Origin of the sequence: Gandjariella thermophila, assembly GCF_005405885.1 — a bacterium.
Lineage (GTDB): Bacteria > Actinomycetota > Actinomycetes > Mycobacteriales > Pseudonocardiaceae > Gandjariella > Gandjariella thermophila.
The window spans coordinates 219,813-235,274 of record NZ_BJFL01000003.1 but is presented as its reverse complement, the minus strand read 5'-3'; the positions used below and the strand labels follow the sequence as shown (position 1 = coordinate 235,274).

Sequence of the window (15,462 nt, the reverse complement as noted above, 5' to 3'; positions counted from 1 at the left end):
GTGAGCGGAGGATGACGTGGGTCGGCGTGCGAGCCCACCACGGAGCGCGCAGGCACGGACACGTTGTCCGACGAGCGCCAGCGAGGAGGTCGCGTGAGCGAGGACCGCGAGCAGGAGCGGGCGGGAGCGCGCGGAAGCGCCCCCCGACCGGTCACCGCCGCAGCTCGGCGGGAGCGCCGCGCCTCCGCGCGTTCGGCCGCCGACGCCGAACGCGGTGGCCGAGCCACCGAGCCGGCCACGGGCGGAACGACCCGGGCAAGGACGGCTGCCGCGACGACCACCACGCCCAAGAAGGGCCGGCCGACACCGTCGCGGGCCCGCAGGGAGAAGCGACCGGGGCCGTTCAGGCGGCTGCTCCGGTTCCTCCGCGAGGTGGTCGCCGAGCTGCGCAAGGTCATCTGGCCGACGCGCAGGCAGCTGGTGACCTACACCACGGTCGTGCTGGTCTTCGTGGCCTTCATGGTGGCGCTGGTGGCGGGGCTGGACCTCGCCTTCGGCAAGGGCGTGTTCTGGCTGTTCGGCTGAGCCGACCGTGCTGGTCGTCGACCGGAGGTTCGAACACGCGATGCACGAGAGGAAGCGAGACCAACTGTGACCTCCCACGACGGCGGTCGTGAGCTGACCGGCCTTTCCGACGACGAGGTGCTGGCCGCCACGCAGGACGCGGCCGACACCGGGCACGTCGAGCCGGTTGGCGGGGCAGCCGAAGACACGGAGCCGGAGGGCACGCAGGAGCAGGCGGCCGAGACGCCGGCCGGCGAGACGTCCGAAGAGCCCGCGACCGAGGAGGGGGGCGCCGAGGAAGGCGAACCCGACCCGGTGGCGGAGCTGCGCGAGGCGCTACGCAACGCGCCCGGCGAGTGGTACGTGGTGCACTCCTACGCCGGTTACGAGAACAAGGTCAAGACGAACCTGGAGACCCGGATCCAGACCCTCGACATGGAGGACTACATCTTCCAGGTCGAGGTGCCCACCGAGGAAGTCACCGAGATCAAGAACGGCCAGCGCAAGCAGGTGCAGCGCAAGGTGCTGCCCGGCTACATCCTGGTCCGGATGGAACTCAACGACGCCTCGTGGAGCGCGGTGCGCAACACCCCGGGCGTGACCGGGTTCGTCGGGGCGACGTCCAAGCCGTCCCCGCTGAGCCTGGACGAGGTGCTGAAGTTCCTCGCCCCGGAGGTGGAGAAGAAGGCTAAGCCGGAGCCGGGCAAGCCGGCCGCGGCGGCGGCCAAGCCGACCGTCGAGGTGGACTTCGAGGTCGGCGAGTCGGTGACGGTCATGGATGGACCGTTCGCCACGCTCCCCGCGACGATCAGCGAGGTCAACGCGGACGCGCAGAAGCTGAAGGTCCTGGTGTCGATCTTCGGCCGGGAGACGCCGGTCGAGCTGTCGTTCAACCAGGTCTCCAAGATCTAACCCTCCGTCACGGAGAGGTAGCCGTACCGCGGCGGGCAGGGCCGCGGCGCGGAAGGACCGTTCGGGCCCGTACCGGCCCGGACATCGACACGGAAAACGGGACGCACGGACATGCCACCCAAGAGGAAGAAGCTCGCAGCGATCGTCAAGCTGCAGATCGCGGCCGGGCAGGCCAACCCGGCCCCGCCGGTCGGCCCCGCGCTGGGCCAGCACGGCGTGAACATCATGGAGTTCTGCAAGGCCTACAACGCCGCCACCGAGCAGCAGCGCGGCAACGTGGTGCCGGTCGAGATCTCCATCTACGAGGACCGGTCCTTCGACTTCAAGCTCAAGACCCCGCCCGCGGCGAAGCTGCTGCTGAAGGCCGCCGGTGTGGAGAAGGGCAGCGGCGAGCCGCACCGCAACAAGGTCGGCAAGGTCACCATGGCCCAGGTCCGGGAGATCGCCGAGCAGAAGATGACCGACCTGAACGCCAACGACGTGGACCAGGCCGCCAAGATCATCGCCGGCACCGCCCGCTCGATGGGCATCCGCGTCGAAGGCTGAACGTACTCCCGAGTGGGAGGGCCAGGCGCTGGCCCGCCACCACGACTGATCCACGAGGAACTCAGAACATGAAGCGCAGCAAGGCCTACCGCAAGGCCGCCGAGCAGGTCGACCGTACGCGGCTGTACACGCCGCTCGAGGCGGCCGCGCTCGCCAAGGAGACCAGCCCCACCAAGATGGACGCCACCGTCGAGGTGGCCATTCGGCTGGGCGTCGACCCCCGCAAGGCCGACCAGATGGTCCGCGGCACCGTGAACCTGCCACACGGCACCGGCAAGACCGTTCGCGTCATCGTGTTCGCCACCGGCGAGAAGGCCAGCGAGGCCGAGGCCGCCGGCGCGGACGCGGTCGGCTCGGACGACCTCATCGAGCGCATCCAGGGTGGCTGGCTCGAGTTCGACGCCGCGATCGCCACGCCGGACCAGATGGCCAAGGTCGGGCGGATCGCCCGGATCCTCGGCCCGCGCGGTCTGATGCCCAACCCGAAGACCGGCACCGTCACCCCGGACGTGACCAAGGCCGTCGCCGACATCAAGGGCGGCAAGATCAGCTTCCGGGTGGACAAGCAGGCGAACCTGCACCTGATCATCGGCAAGACCTCGTTCGGCACTGAGAAGCTGGTGGAGAACTACGCCGCCGCGCTGGACGAGATCCTGCGGGCCAAGCCGTCGGCGGCGAAGGGCCGGTACCTGAAGAAGGTCACTTTCAGCACCACGATGGGCCCCGGCATCCCGGTCGACCCGAACCGCACCAGGAACCTGCTGGTTGACGAGGCCGCTTCCTGACACTGGAACCACGCCGAACGCCGGAGAGCGCACCCGCGCTCTCCGGCGTTTCTCGTGTGCCCGTTCCGGACGCTCACTGGCCGGCGGCGCAGGGCTCGTAGTGGACGATCTGGTACCCGCCACCGCCCTGCTTCTGCACGGTGAGCCGGCCCAGCTTCGGGCCGGGGGCCGGGACGGCCGCACCGGAGGTCGGGTCGTCCCAGGACGCCTGGCACCCGTCGATCACGGGCGTCGACCCGCCCGTCGACTCCGCGGGCGGCCGCATCTCCGGGTACTCGTTCTGGTCGGTGACCTGCTGGTGGAGCCGGGCCACCGCGTCCGGGCAGGAGGTGGCCCCGGCGACGGCGTGCACGAACTCCGGCCGGGCGTCCTGCTGCGGGTTCGCGGAGAACAGCAGGCACGCCGCGGTCGCGTTGCCCCTGGCGATGTAGGTGGCCAGGGCGGTCAGCGTCTCGCTCGGGTTGGCCGGCAGCAGCGCGGCCTGGTGCTCCTGCTGCTCCTGCCGGGACTGCTGCTGCTCGGCCACCGCCGCCTGGTGATGTTCGATGGACAGGGCCACCGTCGCGGTGACGATCGCGGCCAGGCCGGCTGCCCCGAGCGGCACCGCCACCGGCAGCCGCGGGTAGGCGGCGATGCCGCCGGCGATGAGCGCGACGCCCGCGACGATCAGCCACGCCCACACCGAGACCAGGGTGACCAGGTAGAGGTCCAGGGCGAGCAGCACGGCGGAGAGCACCAGGGTGCGCCGCCGGCGGAGGAAGCCGGGCAGGAAGCCGAGCAGGATGCGGGCAACCAGCAGCACCGCGACCGCCACCGCCACCGGGATCACCGGGAAGCCGGCGAGCGGCCACAGCACCGCCGCGGCGAGGATCGGCGGAAGCCAGGCGTAGCGGCGCCAGACCGGACGGCGGCGGGCGGCCCTGTCCTGCTGCGTCATGCGTCCCCTCCCGGCGAGATCGTCCGGTGCCCCATCATGCCGTGCGGCCAGGTGGCCGCGGGCGCCGGTTTGGAATGCCGGGCCGGTGTCCCGTACTCTGGACCCGGTTCCACCAGAGACCGCTGGTCCCTGCTGCCCGGGAAACCGGGCACAGGCGAAGGTCCCGCGAAGCGGGCGGCCCGCGCAGGAGGGACGAGGCAGCCAGTGCCGCGCGCCATGCGTGCGCGCGCATCCTTTCCACGCCCCGTGCCTGCTGCGCCGGGGCGTTCGTCGTTTCCGGGGTCGACCAGCCTTCCATCTCGAAGCCCGTGACCGGCCGACCGGTCCCGGGCGAGAAGCCAGAGAGGAGGCGACCATGGCAAGGCCCGACAAGGTGGCCGCGGTCGCCGAGATCGCGGACAAGTTCCGCAACAGCTCGGCCGCCGTCATCACCGAGTACCGCGGGCTGTCCATGTCGCAGCTGATCACGCTGCGTCGCGCTCTCGGCGCTGGCACGACCTACCGCATCGCGAAGAACACGCTGGTCAAGCGGGCCGCGGAGGACGCGGGCGTGCAGGGCTTGGAGGAGCTGTTCTCCGGCCCGACGGCGATCGCGTTCATCACCGGCGAGCCGGTGGAAGCGGCCAAGGCGCTGCGTGACTTCGCGAAGGACAACAGGGCCCTGGTCATCAAGGGCGGCTACATGGAGGGCCGCCCCATCTCCCAGGACGAGGTCAACCGGATCGCCGACCTCGAGTCCCGCGAGGTGCTGCTGGCCAAGCTGGCGGGTGCGATGAAGGGCAACCTGTCCAAGGCCGCGGGCCTGTTCCAGGCGCCGGCGTCCCAGGTCGCCCGCCTGGCCGCCGCCCTGCAGGAGAAGCGGAGCGGCGAGTCCGCCGAGAGCTGATCGATCCCCCCCCCGAGAACCGTGCACCCGCCTGGCGGTCAACCCGCCCGGGCGCTGATAGTGAGGAAGGAAGCGCCACCATGGCGAAGCTGAGCACAGAGGAGCTGCTCGACGCGTTCAAGGAGATGACCCTCCTGGAGCTGTCGGAGTTCGTGAAGCAGTTCGAGGAGACCTTCGACGTGACCGCGGCCGCTCCGGTCGCCGTGGCCGGTGCCGCGCCGGCCGCCGGCGCCGCCCCGGCCGAGGCCGCCGAGGAGCAGGACGAGTTCGACGTCGTCCTCGAGTCCGCCGGTGACAAGAAGATCCAGGTCATCAAGGTGGTCCGCGAGGTCGTCTCCGGCCTGGGCCTGAAGGAGGCCAAGGAGCTGGTCGAGGGCGCGCCCAAGCCGATCCTGGAGAAGGTCGCCAAGGAGCAGGCCGACGCCGCCAAGGAGAAGCTGGAGGGCGCCGGCGCCAAGGTCACCCTCAAGTGATCTCGCGCTGACCGTCTGTTCTCGGGGCGGGCATCCCAATGGGGTGCCCGCCCCGAACTTTTTGGTGTCGTCGCGCTACTCATCCGTCCGTTCGTTCGTTACTCCCGCTAAGGGGATGGTCACGGCGTGCGAGATCACGGCGACGATTTGGTTATCGATTCGTGACCGCTGAATCGTCGATCGAAGTAACCCATGCGGACCACGCTCGTTGCACCTGAGTGACACCGCGTGAATGGCGGTGTCGTGTCGTCGTGCGGTGCAGCGCCGAGACGTGCTGCTCCCCGTTCCGGTCCACAGTGGAGTTCCTGGGAGGGGTTTGATGGGCGTCGAGGTGGTCGTCGAGGACCTCTCCAAGTCCTTCGGCAGGCAGACCATCTGGCAGGACGTCACGCTAACGTTGCCCCCCGGCGAGATCAGCGTGCTGCTCGGCCCGTCGGGTACGGGCAAGTCGGTGTTCCTGAAGTCTCTGGTCGGCCTGCTCAAGCCGGAGCGCGGGAAGATCGTCATCAGCGGCACGGACATCTGCCGGTGTTCGGAGCACACGCTCTACGAGGTGCGCCGTCGGTTTGGCGTGTTGTTCCAGGACGGTGCGTTGTTCGGCTCGATGGATCTTTACGACAACATTGCCTTCCCGCTACGCGAACACACAAAGAAGAGCGAGGCGGAGATCCGGCGCATCGTCCTGGAGAAGATGGAGATGGTCGGCCTCCTCGGGGCCGAGAAGAAGCTGCCCGGTGAGATCTCCGGTGGTATGCGCAAGCGGGCCGGCCTGGCCAGGGCGCTGGTGCTGGACCCGGAGATCATTCTGTTCGACGAGCCGGACTCGGGTCTCGACCCGGTTCGTACCGCGTACCTCAACCAGCTCATCGTCGATCTCAACGCGCAGATCGACGCCACGTTCCTGATCGTCACGCACGACATCGGCACCGCGCGTACCGTGCCGGACAACATCGGCATGCTGTTCCGCCGCCAACTCGTCATGTTCGGGCCGCGGGAGGTGCTGCTGACCTCCACCGAGCCGGTGGTGGAGCAGTTCCTCAACGGCCGCCGCCAGGGCCCGATCGGGATGAGCGAGGAGAAGGACTCCGCGCAGGTCGCCGCCGAGCTGGCCGAGATGCAGGCCGGCGGCCTGCAGGACCCGGGCGGTCCCAAGGGCGGTGGCGGCACCGGCATCGTGCCGCAGATCGAGCCGTCGCCCGGGCTGCCGGAGCGCAAGGCGGTGCAGCGCCGCAAGGACCGGGTCATGCAGATCCTGCACACCCTGCCGCCGGCCGCGCAGGACGCCATCATCGCCAGCCTCACCGAGGCGGAGCGGGCCCGGTACGGCGTGTTCGCCGGCGCCGGGGTCGGCCGCGGCCAGGCCGGGTCCCCGCCCCGGCCGCAGGGGCCACCGCCCGGCCGGCCGCCGAGCCCGGCGCCGCGCGGCGGCCAGCCGCCCCGCCCCGGGCCGCAGCCACCGCAACCGCCGCCGGTGGCCCAGCTTCCGGAGGGCGGCGAGTGGGGCTCGCGTAGCGGTGAGCTGCCCGGCCAGGGCCAGGGTGGCCAGAGCCAGCGGCGTCCCCAGGACCCCGGTCAGTGGTTCCGTCGGGGAGGGCGTTCGTGAGCACTCCCACCACCAGGGCCAGCTTCCCGGGCGCCGGTGGGTTGCGAGAGACCGGCAAGCTCTTCGCGCTCGGCCTGGACGTCGCCGCCCAGTCGTTCCGCCGGCCGTTCCAGGTCCGCGAGTTCGTCCAGCAGTGCTGGTTCATCGCGAGCGTGACGATCCTGCCGACCGCGCTGGTCTCCATCCCGTTCGGCGCGGTGATCGCGCTCCAGCTCGGCTCGCTGACCCGGCAGCTCGGCGCCCAGTCGTTCACCGGCGCCGCGTCCGTTCTGGCGGTCATCCAGCAGGCCAGCCCGATCGTCACCGCGCTGATGGTGGCCGGCGCCGGCGGCTCGGCCATCTGCGCCGACCTCGGCGCCCGCACCATCCGCGAGGAGATCGCGGCGATGGAGGTGCTCGGCGTTTCGCCGATCCAGCGCCTGGTGGTGCCGAGGGTGCTCGCCGCGATGCTGGTCGCGGTGCTGCTGAACGGCATGGTCAGCGTGGTCGGCGTGCTTGGCGGCTACTTCTTCAACGTGATCATGCAGGGCGGTACGCCGGGCGCCTACCTGGCCAGCTTCGCCGCCCTCGCCCAGCTCCCGGACCTGTGGATCAGCGAGTTCAAGGCGCTCATCTTCGGCTTCATCGCGGCCATCGTGGCCGCCTACCGCGGGCTCAACCCCGCGGGCGGGCCGAAGGGCGTCGGCGACGCGGTGAACCAGTCCGTGGTCATCACCTTCCTGCTGCTGTTCGCGGTGAACTTCGTCCTCACCGCGCTCTACCTGCAGCTCGTGCCGCCGAAGGGGATGTGACCGATGACCACCGTCAGTGACCGCGTGCGGCGCGTGGCGAACCGGCCGCTGGAGACTCTCGACGCCTACGGCGACCAGCTCTCGTTCTACCTGCGGGCGCTGGCCTGGACGCCCAGGGCGCTGCGCCGCTACATGAAGGAGATCCTCCGCCTGCTCGCCGAGGTGAGCTTCGGCAGCGGTGCGCTCGCCGTGATCGGCGGCACCATCGGCGTGATGATCGGCCTGACCGTGTTCACCGGCACGGTCGTCGGCCTGCAGGGCTACACCGCGCTGAACCAGATCGGTACCTCGGCGTTCGCCGGCTTCGTCTCGGCGTACTTCAACACCCGCGAGATCGCGCCGCTGGTCGCCGGGCTGGCACTGTCCGCGACGGTCGGTTCCGGCTTCACCGCGCAGCTCGGCGCGATGCGGATCTCCGAGGAGATCGACGCGCTCGAGGTGATGGGGGTGCCGAGCCTGCCCTTCCTGGTGACCACCCGCATGATCGCCGGTTTCGTCGCGGTCATCCCGCTGTACGTGATCGGCCTGCTCACCTCCTACGTCGCCGCCCGCACCATCACCGTGGACTTCTACGGGCAGTCGGCGGGCACCTACGACCACTACTTCAACCTGTTCCTGCCCCCGGAGGACGTCCTCTACTCGTTCGCCAAGGTGCTCGGCTTCAGCGTGGTGGTGATCCTGGTGCACTGCTACTACGGCTACCGCGCCAAGGGCGGTCCGGCCGGAGTCGGTGTGGCCGTCGGGCACGCGGTGCGCACCACGCTGGTCGCCGTCAACCTGCTGGACTTCTTCCTCAGCCTGGCCATCTGGGGCACCACGACCACGGTGAGGATCGCCGGATGAGCACCCACTCGACCCTGTCCACGGTGCGGCGCCGACTGCTCGGCGTGCTGTTCATCGTGGTGATCGTGTCGCTGATCGGCCTGACCGTCGCGGTCTACAAGCAGGCCTTCACCAGCGTCGTCCCGGTCACCCTGCAGACCGACCACGTCGGCAACCAGCTTCAGGAGGCATCCGACGTCAAGGTGCGCGGCCTGATCGTCGGCGAGGTTCGCAAGGTCACCTCGAAGGGCGACGGGGCCGTGGTGGAGTTGGCCCTGCAGCCGGACAAGGTGAACATGATCCCGGCCAACGTCACCGCCCAGCTGCTGCCCAAGACGCTGTTCGGCGAGCGGTATGTGGACCTGGAGCCGCCGAAGAGCCCGTCGTCGGCGCACCTCAAGAAGGGCGACGTCATCGGCCAGGACCGTTCCGGCGCGGCCATCGAGCTGGAGCGCGTGCTGTCCAACCTGATGCCGCTGCTGCAGGCGGTGCAGCCGCAGAAGCTGTCCACCACGCTGACCGCGCTGTCCCAGGCGCTGGCCAACCGCGGCCAACCGCTCGGCCAGACCATGGTGCAGCTCAACCAGTACCTGGGCCAGTTCAACCAGCAACTGCCCAACTTGGAGGCGGACCTCAAGCAACTGGCCACCTTCACCGACACCTACAGCCAGGCCGCCCCCAACCTGGTGCGGGCGCTGTCCGACATGGCGACCACCAGCAAGACGCTGGTCGAGCAGCAGAACAACCTGGCCAACCTGTACAGCACCCTGACCACCACCTCGCAGGACCTGACCGGCTTCCTGCGGGCCAACAAGAACAACCTGATCCAGCTCGCGGACACCAGCCAGCCGACGCTGAACGTGCTGGCCAAGTACGCCCCGGCGTACCCCTGCTTCCTCAAGCAGATGGCGCAGTCGGTGCCGCTGATGGACCAGATCTGGGGCAAGGGCACCAACCAGCCCGGCCTGCACGTCACCCTGGAGATCACCAAGGACCGCGGCAAGTACGTGCCGAACCAGGACGAGCCGCAGTACGCCGACAAGCGCGGGCCACGCTGCTACGACATCAGCCCGCGGCCCGAGCCGTTCCCGCAGTACCCGCCGGACGGTCCGGTCAAGGACGGTTCCAAGGCGCCGCCGGCCGCGCGCAGCACCAATGACGGCGTGCTCCCGCCGGCCACGGCCACCAGCCCGCAGTCGACGTCGACCTCGTCGGCCGGGTACGGGCTCGGCCTGCCCAACTCTCCCGCGGAGGAGGACTTCCTGGCCGCCATGCTCGCGCCGCAACTCGGGGTGCAACCCCAGGACATGCCGAACTGGACCAGCCTGCTGGTCGGCCCGCTGTTCCGCGGTGCGGAGGTGACGCTCAAGTGAGGAGCATCGCCGCGCCCCTGACCAAGCTAATCGTCTTCGCGGCGGTGACCGTGCTGGCCACCACGCTGCTCGGCATCACCATCGCCAACATGGACCTGGCGTCCAAGAGTGACTACACGGCCAGGTTCACCGACGTGACCTCGCTCAACCCGGGCGACGACGTGCGCATCGCCGGCGTCCGGGTGGGCCAGGTCGACAAGATCGACATCGCCGACCGCCGGGTCGCCGAGGTGAAGTTCAGCGTCGACCAGGGCATCAGGCTGCCCGCCTCGGTCACCGCCACCATCAAGTACCGCAACCTGGTCGGCCAGCGGTATATCGCGCTGGATCAGGGCGCCGGCAGTCCGGGAGCGGTGCTGCCGCCCGGTGGGGTGATCCCGCTGGACCGCACCAAGCCGGCGCTCGACCTGACCGCGCTCTTCAACGGCTTCAAGCCACTGTTCCAGGCGTTGTCCCCGGACGACGTCAACAAGCTGTCCTACGAGATCATCCAGGTGCTGCAGGGCGAGGGCGGCACGGTGGACAGCCTGCTCGCGCACACCGCGTCGCTGACCCAGGCGATCGCCAGCAAGGACCAGGTGATCGGGCAGGTCATCGACAACCTCAACGGCGTGCTGGACACCGTGAACGCGCGCGGCAACGAGCTGTCCGACCTGGTCGTGCAGTTGCAGCAACTGGTCTCCGGGCTGGCCGAGGACCGCAAGCCGATCGGCGACGCGATCAGCTCGCTGGGCGACCTCACGGTCACCACCTCGGGCCTGCTGCAGGACAGCAGGGCGCCACTGAAGCAGGACATCGCCGGGCTGGGCAACCTGTCCAGGAACCTCGCGGACTCCGGCGACGTGGTGAACAGCGTGCTGGCGCACCTGCCCGGCAAGCTGGACACGATCAGCCACACCGCGAGCTACGGGTCCTGGTTCAACTTCTTCCTCTGCGAGGGCAGTGGTCAGGCGAGCCTTCCGCCGATCATCAACAACCCGGTCACGCTGACCGCGCTGCCCTCCACGCAGCCGAGGTGCCACCGATGAAGCCGTTCCGCGAACGTAACCCCCTGGCCATCGGCGCGATCGGGCTGACCGTGCTCGCGCTGCTGGTGCTGGCCGCCTTCAACGCCGACGAGTTGCCCATCATCGGCGGCGGCACGACGTACCGGGCCGACTTCAGCGAGTCGGCCGGGCTCAAGCCCAAGGATGAGGTCCGGATCGCCGGCGTGAAGGTCGGCAAGGTCACCGACGTGGCGCTGGACGGTAACCACGTCAAGGTGACGTTCATGGTCGACAAGGCCTGGGTCGGCGACCGGACCACCGCCGCCATCAAGATCAAGACGCTGCTGGGGCAGAAGTACCTGGCCCTGGACCCGCAGGGCGCCCAGGCGCTCAACCCGTCTACGCCGATCCCGCTCGGCCACACCTTCGCCCCCTACGACGTGCAGGAGGCGTTCGGCGGCCTGGCCAACACGGTCGAGCAGATCGACACCACGCAGCTCGCCAAGAGCTTCGCGGTCATCTCGGATACCTTCCGTGACTCGCCCGCCGACGTGCGCGGCGCGCTGAACGGGCTGTCCGCGCTGTCCAACACGATCGCCTCGCGGGACGACCAGTTGGCCAGGCTGGTGGCCAACACCAGCCAGATCACCAAGACCCTGGCGGACCGCGACCAGCAGTTCCAGCAACTGCTCTCGGACGGCAACCTGCTGCTGGCCGAGGTGCGCAAGCGCAAGGACGCGATCAGCGAGCTGCTGCGGGGCACGCAGCAACTGTCCATCCAACTGCAGGGCCTGGTGGCGGACAACAACAACCAGCTGCGCCCGGCCCTGCAGCAACTCGACCGGGTGGCCGCGATTCTCCAGCGCAACCAGGACAACCTGAACAAGAGCCTGCAGGAGATGGCTCCCTTCTACCGGTTGTTCGCCAACGCGCTGGGCAACGGCCGGTGGTTCGACACCTACATCTGCGGCCTGCTGCCGCCGGCGGTGGGACCGATCAACCAGGAGGGCTGCCGACCATGACCGTGGCCAGCCGGGCCGGCCGGAACGTCTTCCGAGCAGTCGCGGTGGCGTGCGTGCTCGCACTGGTCGCCGCGGGCGTGATGTGGTGGGCGTTCCAGCACGCCGATTCCAAGCGGATCAGCGCGTACTTCACCGCGGCCGTCGGGGTCTACCCCGGCGGGGACGTGAAGATGCTCGGGGTGAGCGTGGGCCGCATCGACACGGTGCAGCCGCAGGGCACCACGGTGCGAGTGGACATGTCGGTGGACCGCAGCGTGAAGGTCCCGGCCGACGCCAAGGCCGTCGTGGTCGCGCCGAGCGTGGTCAGTGACCGCTACGTGCAGCTCACCCCCACCTACACCAGCGGGCCGCAGCTCACCGACGGCGCCGTCATCCCGCGCGAGCGCACCGCCACCCCGGTGGAGCTGGACGAGCTGTACAAGAGCCTCAATCAGCTCACCACCGCGCTCGGCCCGAACGGGGCGAACAAGAACGGGGCGCTGTCCAACCTGCTGAACACCGCGGCGGCGAACCTGAACGGCAACGGCCAAGCGCTGAACAACGTGATCAACCAGCTTGGCCAGGCCACCGGTACGCTCGCCGACTCCCGCGAGGACCTCTTCGCCACGGTGGACAACCTGCAGAAGTTCACCACCATGCTGGCGCAGAACGACAACCAGGTGCGCCAGTTCAACCAGCAGTTGGCCGACACGAGCGGCTTCCTCGCCGGCGAGAAGGACGATCTCGGCGCGGCGCTGCATGACCTGGCCGTCGCGCTGGCCCAGGTGCAGGCCTTCATCAAGGACAACCGCGCGGCGCTGAAGGGTGACGTGGACAAGCTAGCCAGCATCACCCAGGTGCTGGTCGACCAGCGCAACTCGCTGGCGGAGATCCTCGACGTGGCCCCCACCGCGCTGGGCAACCTGCAGAACGCCTACAACGCCGCGTCCGGCACGCTGGACACCCGCGCGGACATCAACGAGCTGACCCAGCCGCCGCTGGTCACCGTGTGCAAGCTGCTCCAGCAGGCGCAGCCGAAGCAGGTGCCGGCCTTCCTGTCCACGGCGTGTGGCCAGCTCGCCCCGGTGCTCAGCGGGGCGGTCCCGCTGCCCAGCTCCAGCCAGGCCATCTCCGCACTGCAACAAGGCAAGCTGCCGCCGCTGCCGCTGCCGGTGGTCGGCACGCTGCTGTCCGGTCAGTCGACCACGGCACAGGGAGGTCACCGGTGAACGGGCCGACTGTGGCATCCGGCAGGGCTTCGCGCCCCCGCCGCCTGGCCAGGGCCGCGGCCGCCGCCGTGGCCGGGCTGGCCGTCGTCGGCGCGGTCGCCGGCTGCGGGTTCAACGGGGTCTACGGCATGCCGCTGCCCGGCGGCGCCGACCTCGGCAACCACCCCTACCAGGTGCACGTGCAGTTCAAGGACGTGCTCGACCTGGTGCCGCAGGCCGGGGTGAAGGTCAACGACGTCCCGGTGGGCAAGGTCCAGTCGATCAATCTGATCAAGGACGGCTGGACCGCGGACGTCGTCGTGGCGGTGAACGGGGACGTCCACCTGCCGGCCAACTCGGTGGCGATGCTGCGCCAGTCCAGCCTGCTCGGCGAGAAGTATGTCGAGTTGGCCGCGCCCACCGGCGTCAAGCCGCAGGGCATGCTGATCAACGGCTCGACCATCCCGCTGGAGCGGACCAACCGCAACCCGGAGGTCGAGGAGGTGCTCGGCGCGCTGTCGCTGCTGCTCAACGGCGGCGGCATCGGCCAGCTCCAGGACATCACCCGGGAGTTGAACAACGCCACCAGCGGCAACGAGAGCCAGATCCGCGGCCTGCTGGCCAACCTGAACAACCTGGTCACCGGGCTGGACGCGCGGCGAGGCGACATCACCAGGGCGCTGGACGGGCTGAACCGGCTGTCCGGCACGCTGAACGCCCAGCGCGCCCAGATCGGCACCGCGCTGGACACCGTGCCGGCCGGCATCAAGGTGCTCGCCGACCAGCGCCGGCAGCTGGTGACCATGTTGCAGTCGCTGGACAAGCTGTCCGGGGTGGCCACCGACACGATCAACAAGAGCCGGGACGACATGGTGGCCGACCTCAAGGCGCTCGCGCCGACGCTGAACCAGCTCGCCGCGGCCGGGCAGTCGCTGCCCAACGCCTTGCAGCTGCTGCTCACCTACCCGTTCCCGGACTCCGCGGTGGACGCCATGAAGGGCGACTACGCCAACCTGTTCGCCAAGCTGGACCTCAACTTCAGCGACGTGGTGGACAACCTGTCGCGGTCCCGGCAGCCGGCGATCAGCCTGCCCAACAGCGGCCCACCGCTGCCGCTGCCCAGCGGGGGCGGTGGCGCCCCCAGTGGTAACTCGTCCGGTGGCTCGGGCGGTCTGCTCGGCAACCTGCTCGGGAATGGTGGTCACTGATGCTCAGCCACAGGGTCCGACTGCAGATCGGCGCGTTCGTGGTGATCGCGCTGCTCGGCGTGAGCTACGTGGGCGCGCGCTACGCCGGACTGGAGCGGCTGTTCGGTCCTTCCGGCTACGTGGTGAAGGCCGACCTCGCCGACTCGGGCGGCATCTTCACCAACGCCGAGGTCACCTACCGGGGCGTCACCGTCGGCCGGGTCGGCCAACTCCGGCTGACCGCCGACGGGATCCAGGCCGACCTGCAGATCGACCCGTCGGCACCGAAGATCCCCTCGGACACCCGGGCGGTGGTGGCCGACCGGTCGGCCGTCGGTGAGCAGTACGTCGACCTGCGGCCCAACCGGGACGGCGGGCCGTACCTGGCGGACGGCTCGCAGATCGCCCAGCAGCGCACCGAGACCCCGCCTCCGGTGGAGGGGCTGCTGACCAACCTGGACACCTTCGCCGCCTCGGTGCCCACCGACTCGCTGCGCACCGTGGTGGACGAGCTGGACACCGCCTTCCAGGGCGCGGGACCGAACCTGCAGCGGCTGCTGGACAGCCAGCGCGCGCTCGTCGGCGCGGCCAGCGACCACCTGCCGCAGACCGAGCGGCTGCTCTCCGACGGCCGCACGGTGCTGGGCACGCAGAACGACGAGGCGTCGGCGATCAAGTCGTTCAGCAGGGACCTGGCCACCCTGGCCGGGCAGTTCAAGAAGTCCGACCCGGACCTGCGCGGGTTGATCACCAGCGCGCCGCAGGCCGGCTCGCAGTTCGACGGCCTGCTGCGGGAGTCCGGGCACAACCTCGGGGTGGTCGTGGCGAACTTGCTCACCACCTCCAACGTGTTCCTGACCCGCACGAACGGGCTGGAGCAGGTGTTCGTGACCTACCCGCTCGCGGTGGCCGGCGGCTACACCGTCGTGCCCGGTGACGGCACCGCGCACTTCGGCATGGCGCTGAACTCCTTCGACCCGCCGCCGTGCACCAAGGGCTACGAGGGCACCCAGAAGCGGCCCGGCAACGCGACCAACCCCGACCCGCTGAACACCAGGGCGTACTGCGCCGAACCGGCGGGCAGCCCGAGCGACGTGCGCGGGGCGCAGAACGCACCGCGCGGCGGTAGGGCGCCGGCGGCGTCCGCGCCGAGCGACCAGACCAACTCGCAGAGTGGCTGGAGCGCGGGCGGCCCCGGGCAGAACCCGCTGCCCGGCGTCCTCGGGCTGCCCGGCATGCAGGGACCGACGACGCTGGCACAACTCCTCGGTCTACGGGGCTGACGCCAGTTCCAGAACTGGAGGTAGGTGCGATGGCGAGTCCGGGAACGCGCCGGGGCGGAGCGCGGCGCGCGTTCGGAAACAAGCACTGACCGTGGCTGGTGGCGGCCATCACTGGTGACGTAGCGTGATGGCCGCCCCCGGTCCGACCCGACCACGCAACCCAAC

The 15,462-nt window shown here is 69.9% G+C and carries 16 protein-coding genes; 15 read left to right on the top strand and 1 reads right to left on the bottom strand.

From position 1 onward, the window contains the following. The first annotated feature begins 93 nt into the window (after positions 1 to 93). From secE to rplA, 4 genes are all read left to right on the top strand, one after another. Positions 94 to 525, top strand: coding sequence for a preprotein translocase subunit SecE (gene secE, locus FFT21_RS04985; protein ID WP_137812553.1), 432 nt, complete (start codon positions 94 to 96; stop codon positions 523 to 525). A gap of 66 nt (positions 526 to 591) precedes the next feature. Continuing rightward, positions 592 to 1,416 carry a transcription termination/antitermination protein NusG gene (nusG, locus tag FFT21_RS04980; RefSeq protein ID WP_137812552.1) on the top strand — a complete coding sequence of 275 codons (825 nt, stop codon included), beginning with the start codon at positions 592 to 594 and terminating at the stop codon, positions 1,414 to 1,416. A 111-nt stretch (positions 1,417 to 1,527) separates the two neighbouring features. Then, positions 1,528 to 1,962: a 50S ribosomal protein L11 gene (gene rplK / locus FFT21_RS04975; protein ID WP_137812551.1), complete on the top strand. Its 435-nt coding sequence runs from the start codon at positions 1,528 to 1,530 to the stop codon at positions 1,960 to 1,962. A gap of 68 nt (positions 1,963 to 2,030) precedes the next feature. Then, entirely contained in the window at positions 2,031 to 2,747 is a 717-nt protein-coding gene (gene rplA, locus FFT21_RS04970; RefSeq protein ID WP_137812550.1) for a 50S ribosomal protein L1, read from the top strand. A 73-nt stretch (positions 2,748 to 2,820) separates the two neighbouring features. Here rplA and FFT21_RS04965 read toward each other — a convergent pair whose 3' ends face one another. Then, positions 2,821 to 3,684 (bottom strand): hypothetical protein, encoded by an 864-nt coding sequence (locus tag FFT21_RS04965; protein ID WP_137812549.1) that lies wholly within the window; start codon positions 3,682 to 3,684, stop codon positions 2,821 to 2,823. Positions 3,685 to 4,039: 355 nt separating this feature from the next. Between FFT21_RS04965 and rplJ the strand changes: the two genes are divergently transcribed. From rplJ to FFT21_RS04910, 11 genes are all read left to right on the top strand, one after another. Further along, a complete protein-coding gene (gene rplJ, locus FFT21_RS04960; protein WP_137812548.1) occupies positions 4,040 to 4,570 on the top strand; it encodes a 50S ribosomal protein L10 in 531 nt (176 codons plus the stop codon). A gap of 80 nt (positions 4,571 to 4,650) precedes the next feature. After that, on the top strand, positions 4,651 to 5,043 hold the full coding sequence (gene rplL / locus FFT21_RS04955; protein ID WP_137812547.1) for a 50S ribosomal protein L7/L12: 393 nt from the start codon (positions 4,651 to 4,653) through the stop codon (positions 5,041 to 5,043). A 319-nt stretch (positions 5,044 to 5,362) separates the two neighbouring features. Further along, a complete protein-coding gene (locus FFT21_RS04950) occupies positions 5,363 to 6,646 on the top strand; it encodes an ABC transporter ATP-binding protein (RefSeq protein ID WP_137812546.1) in 1,284 nt (427 codons plus the stop codon). Continuing rightward, a complete protein-coding gene (locus FFT21_RS04945; protein ID WP_137812545.1) occupies positions 6,643 to 7,437 on the top strand; it encodes an MlaE family ABC transporter permease in 795 nt (264 codons plus the stop codon). The genes FFT21_RS04950 and FFT21_RS04945 overlap by 4 nt, the downstream gene beginning before the upstream one ends. Positions 7,438 to 7,440: 3 nt before the next feature. Beyond that, complete coding sequence (locus FFT21_RS04940) at positions 7,441 to 8,280, top strand: MlaE family ABC transporter permease (RefSeq protein ID WP_137812544.1); 840 nt, start codon at positions 7,441 to 7,443, stop codon at positions 8,278 to 8,280. Further along, positions 8,277 to 9,632 carry an MCE family protein gene (locus FFT21_RS04935; RefSeq protein ID WP_137812543.1) on the top strand — a complete coding sequence of 452 codons (1,356 nt, stop codon included), beginning with the start codon at positions 8,277 to 8,279 and terminating at the stop codon, positions 9,630 to 9,632. The genes FFT21_RS04940 and FFT21_RS04935 overlap by 4 nt, the downstream gene beginning before the upstream one ends. Then, a complete protein-coding gene (locus tag FFT21_RS04930; RefSeq protein WP_137812542.1) occupies positions 9,629 to 10,660 on the top strand; it encodes an MCE family protein in 1,032 nt (343 codons plus the stop codon). Before FFT21_RS04935 ends, FFT21_RS04930 begins: the two co-directional genes overlap by 4 nt. After that, positions 10,657 to 11,640, top strand: coding sequence for an MCE family protein (locus FFT21_RS04925; RefSeq protein ID WP_137812541.1), 984 nt, complete (start codon positions 10,657 to 10,659; stop codon positions 11,638 to 11,640). The genes FFT21_RS04930 and FFT21_RS04925 overlap by 4 nt, the downstream gene beginning before the upstream one ends. After that, positions 11,637 to 12,848: an MCE family protein gene (locus FFT21_RS04920; protein ID WP_137812540.1), complete on the top strand. Its 1,212-nt coding sequence runs from the start codon at positions 11,637 to 11,639 to the stop codon at positions 12,846 to 12,848. The genes FFT21_RS04925 and FFT21_RS04920 overlap by 4 nt, the downstream gene beginning before the upstream one ends. Beyond that, entirely contained in the window at positions 12,845 to 14,035 is a 1,191-nt protein-coding gene (locus FFT21_RS04915; protein WP_225978096.1) for an MCE family protein, read from the top strand. Before FFT21_RS04920 ends, FFT21_RS04915 begins: the two co-directional genes overlap by 4 nt. Then, positions 14,035 to 15,297, top strand: a complete 1,263-nt coding sequence (locus FFT21_RS04910) for an MCE family protein (protein WP_137812539.1) — start codon at positions 14,035 to 14,037, stop codon at positions 15,295 to 15,297. The genes FFT21_RS04915 and FFT21_RS04910 overlap by 1 nt, the downstream gene beginning before the upstream one ends. Positions 15,298 to 15,462 lie beyond the last annotated feature (165 nt).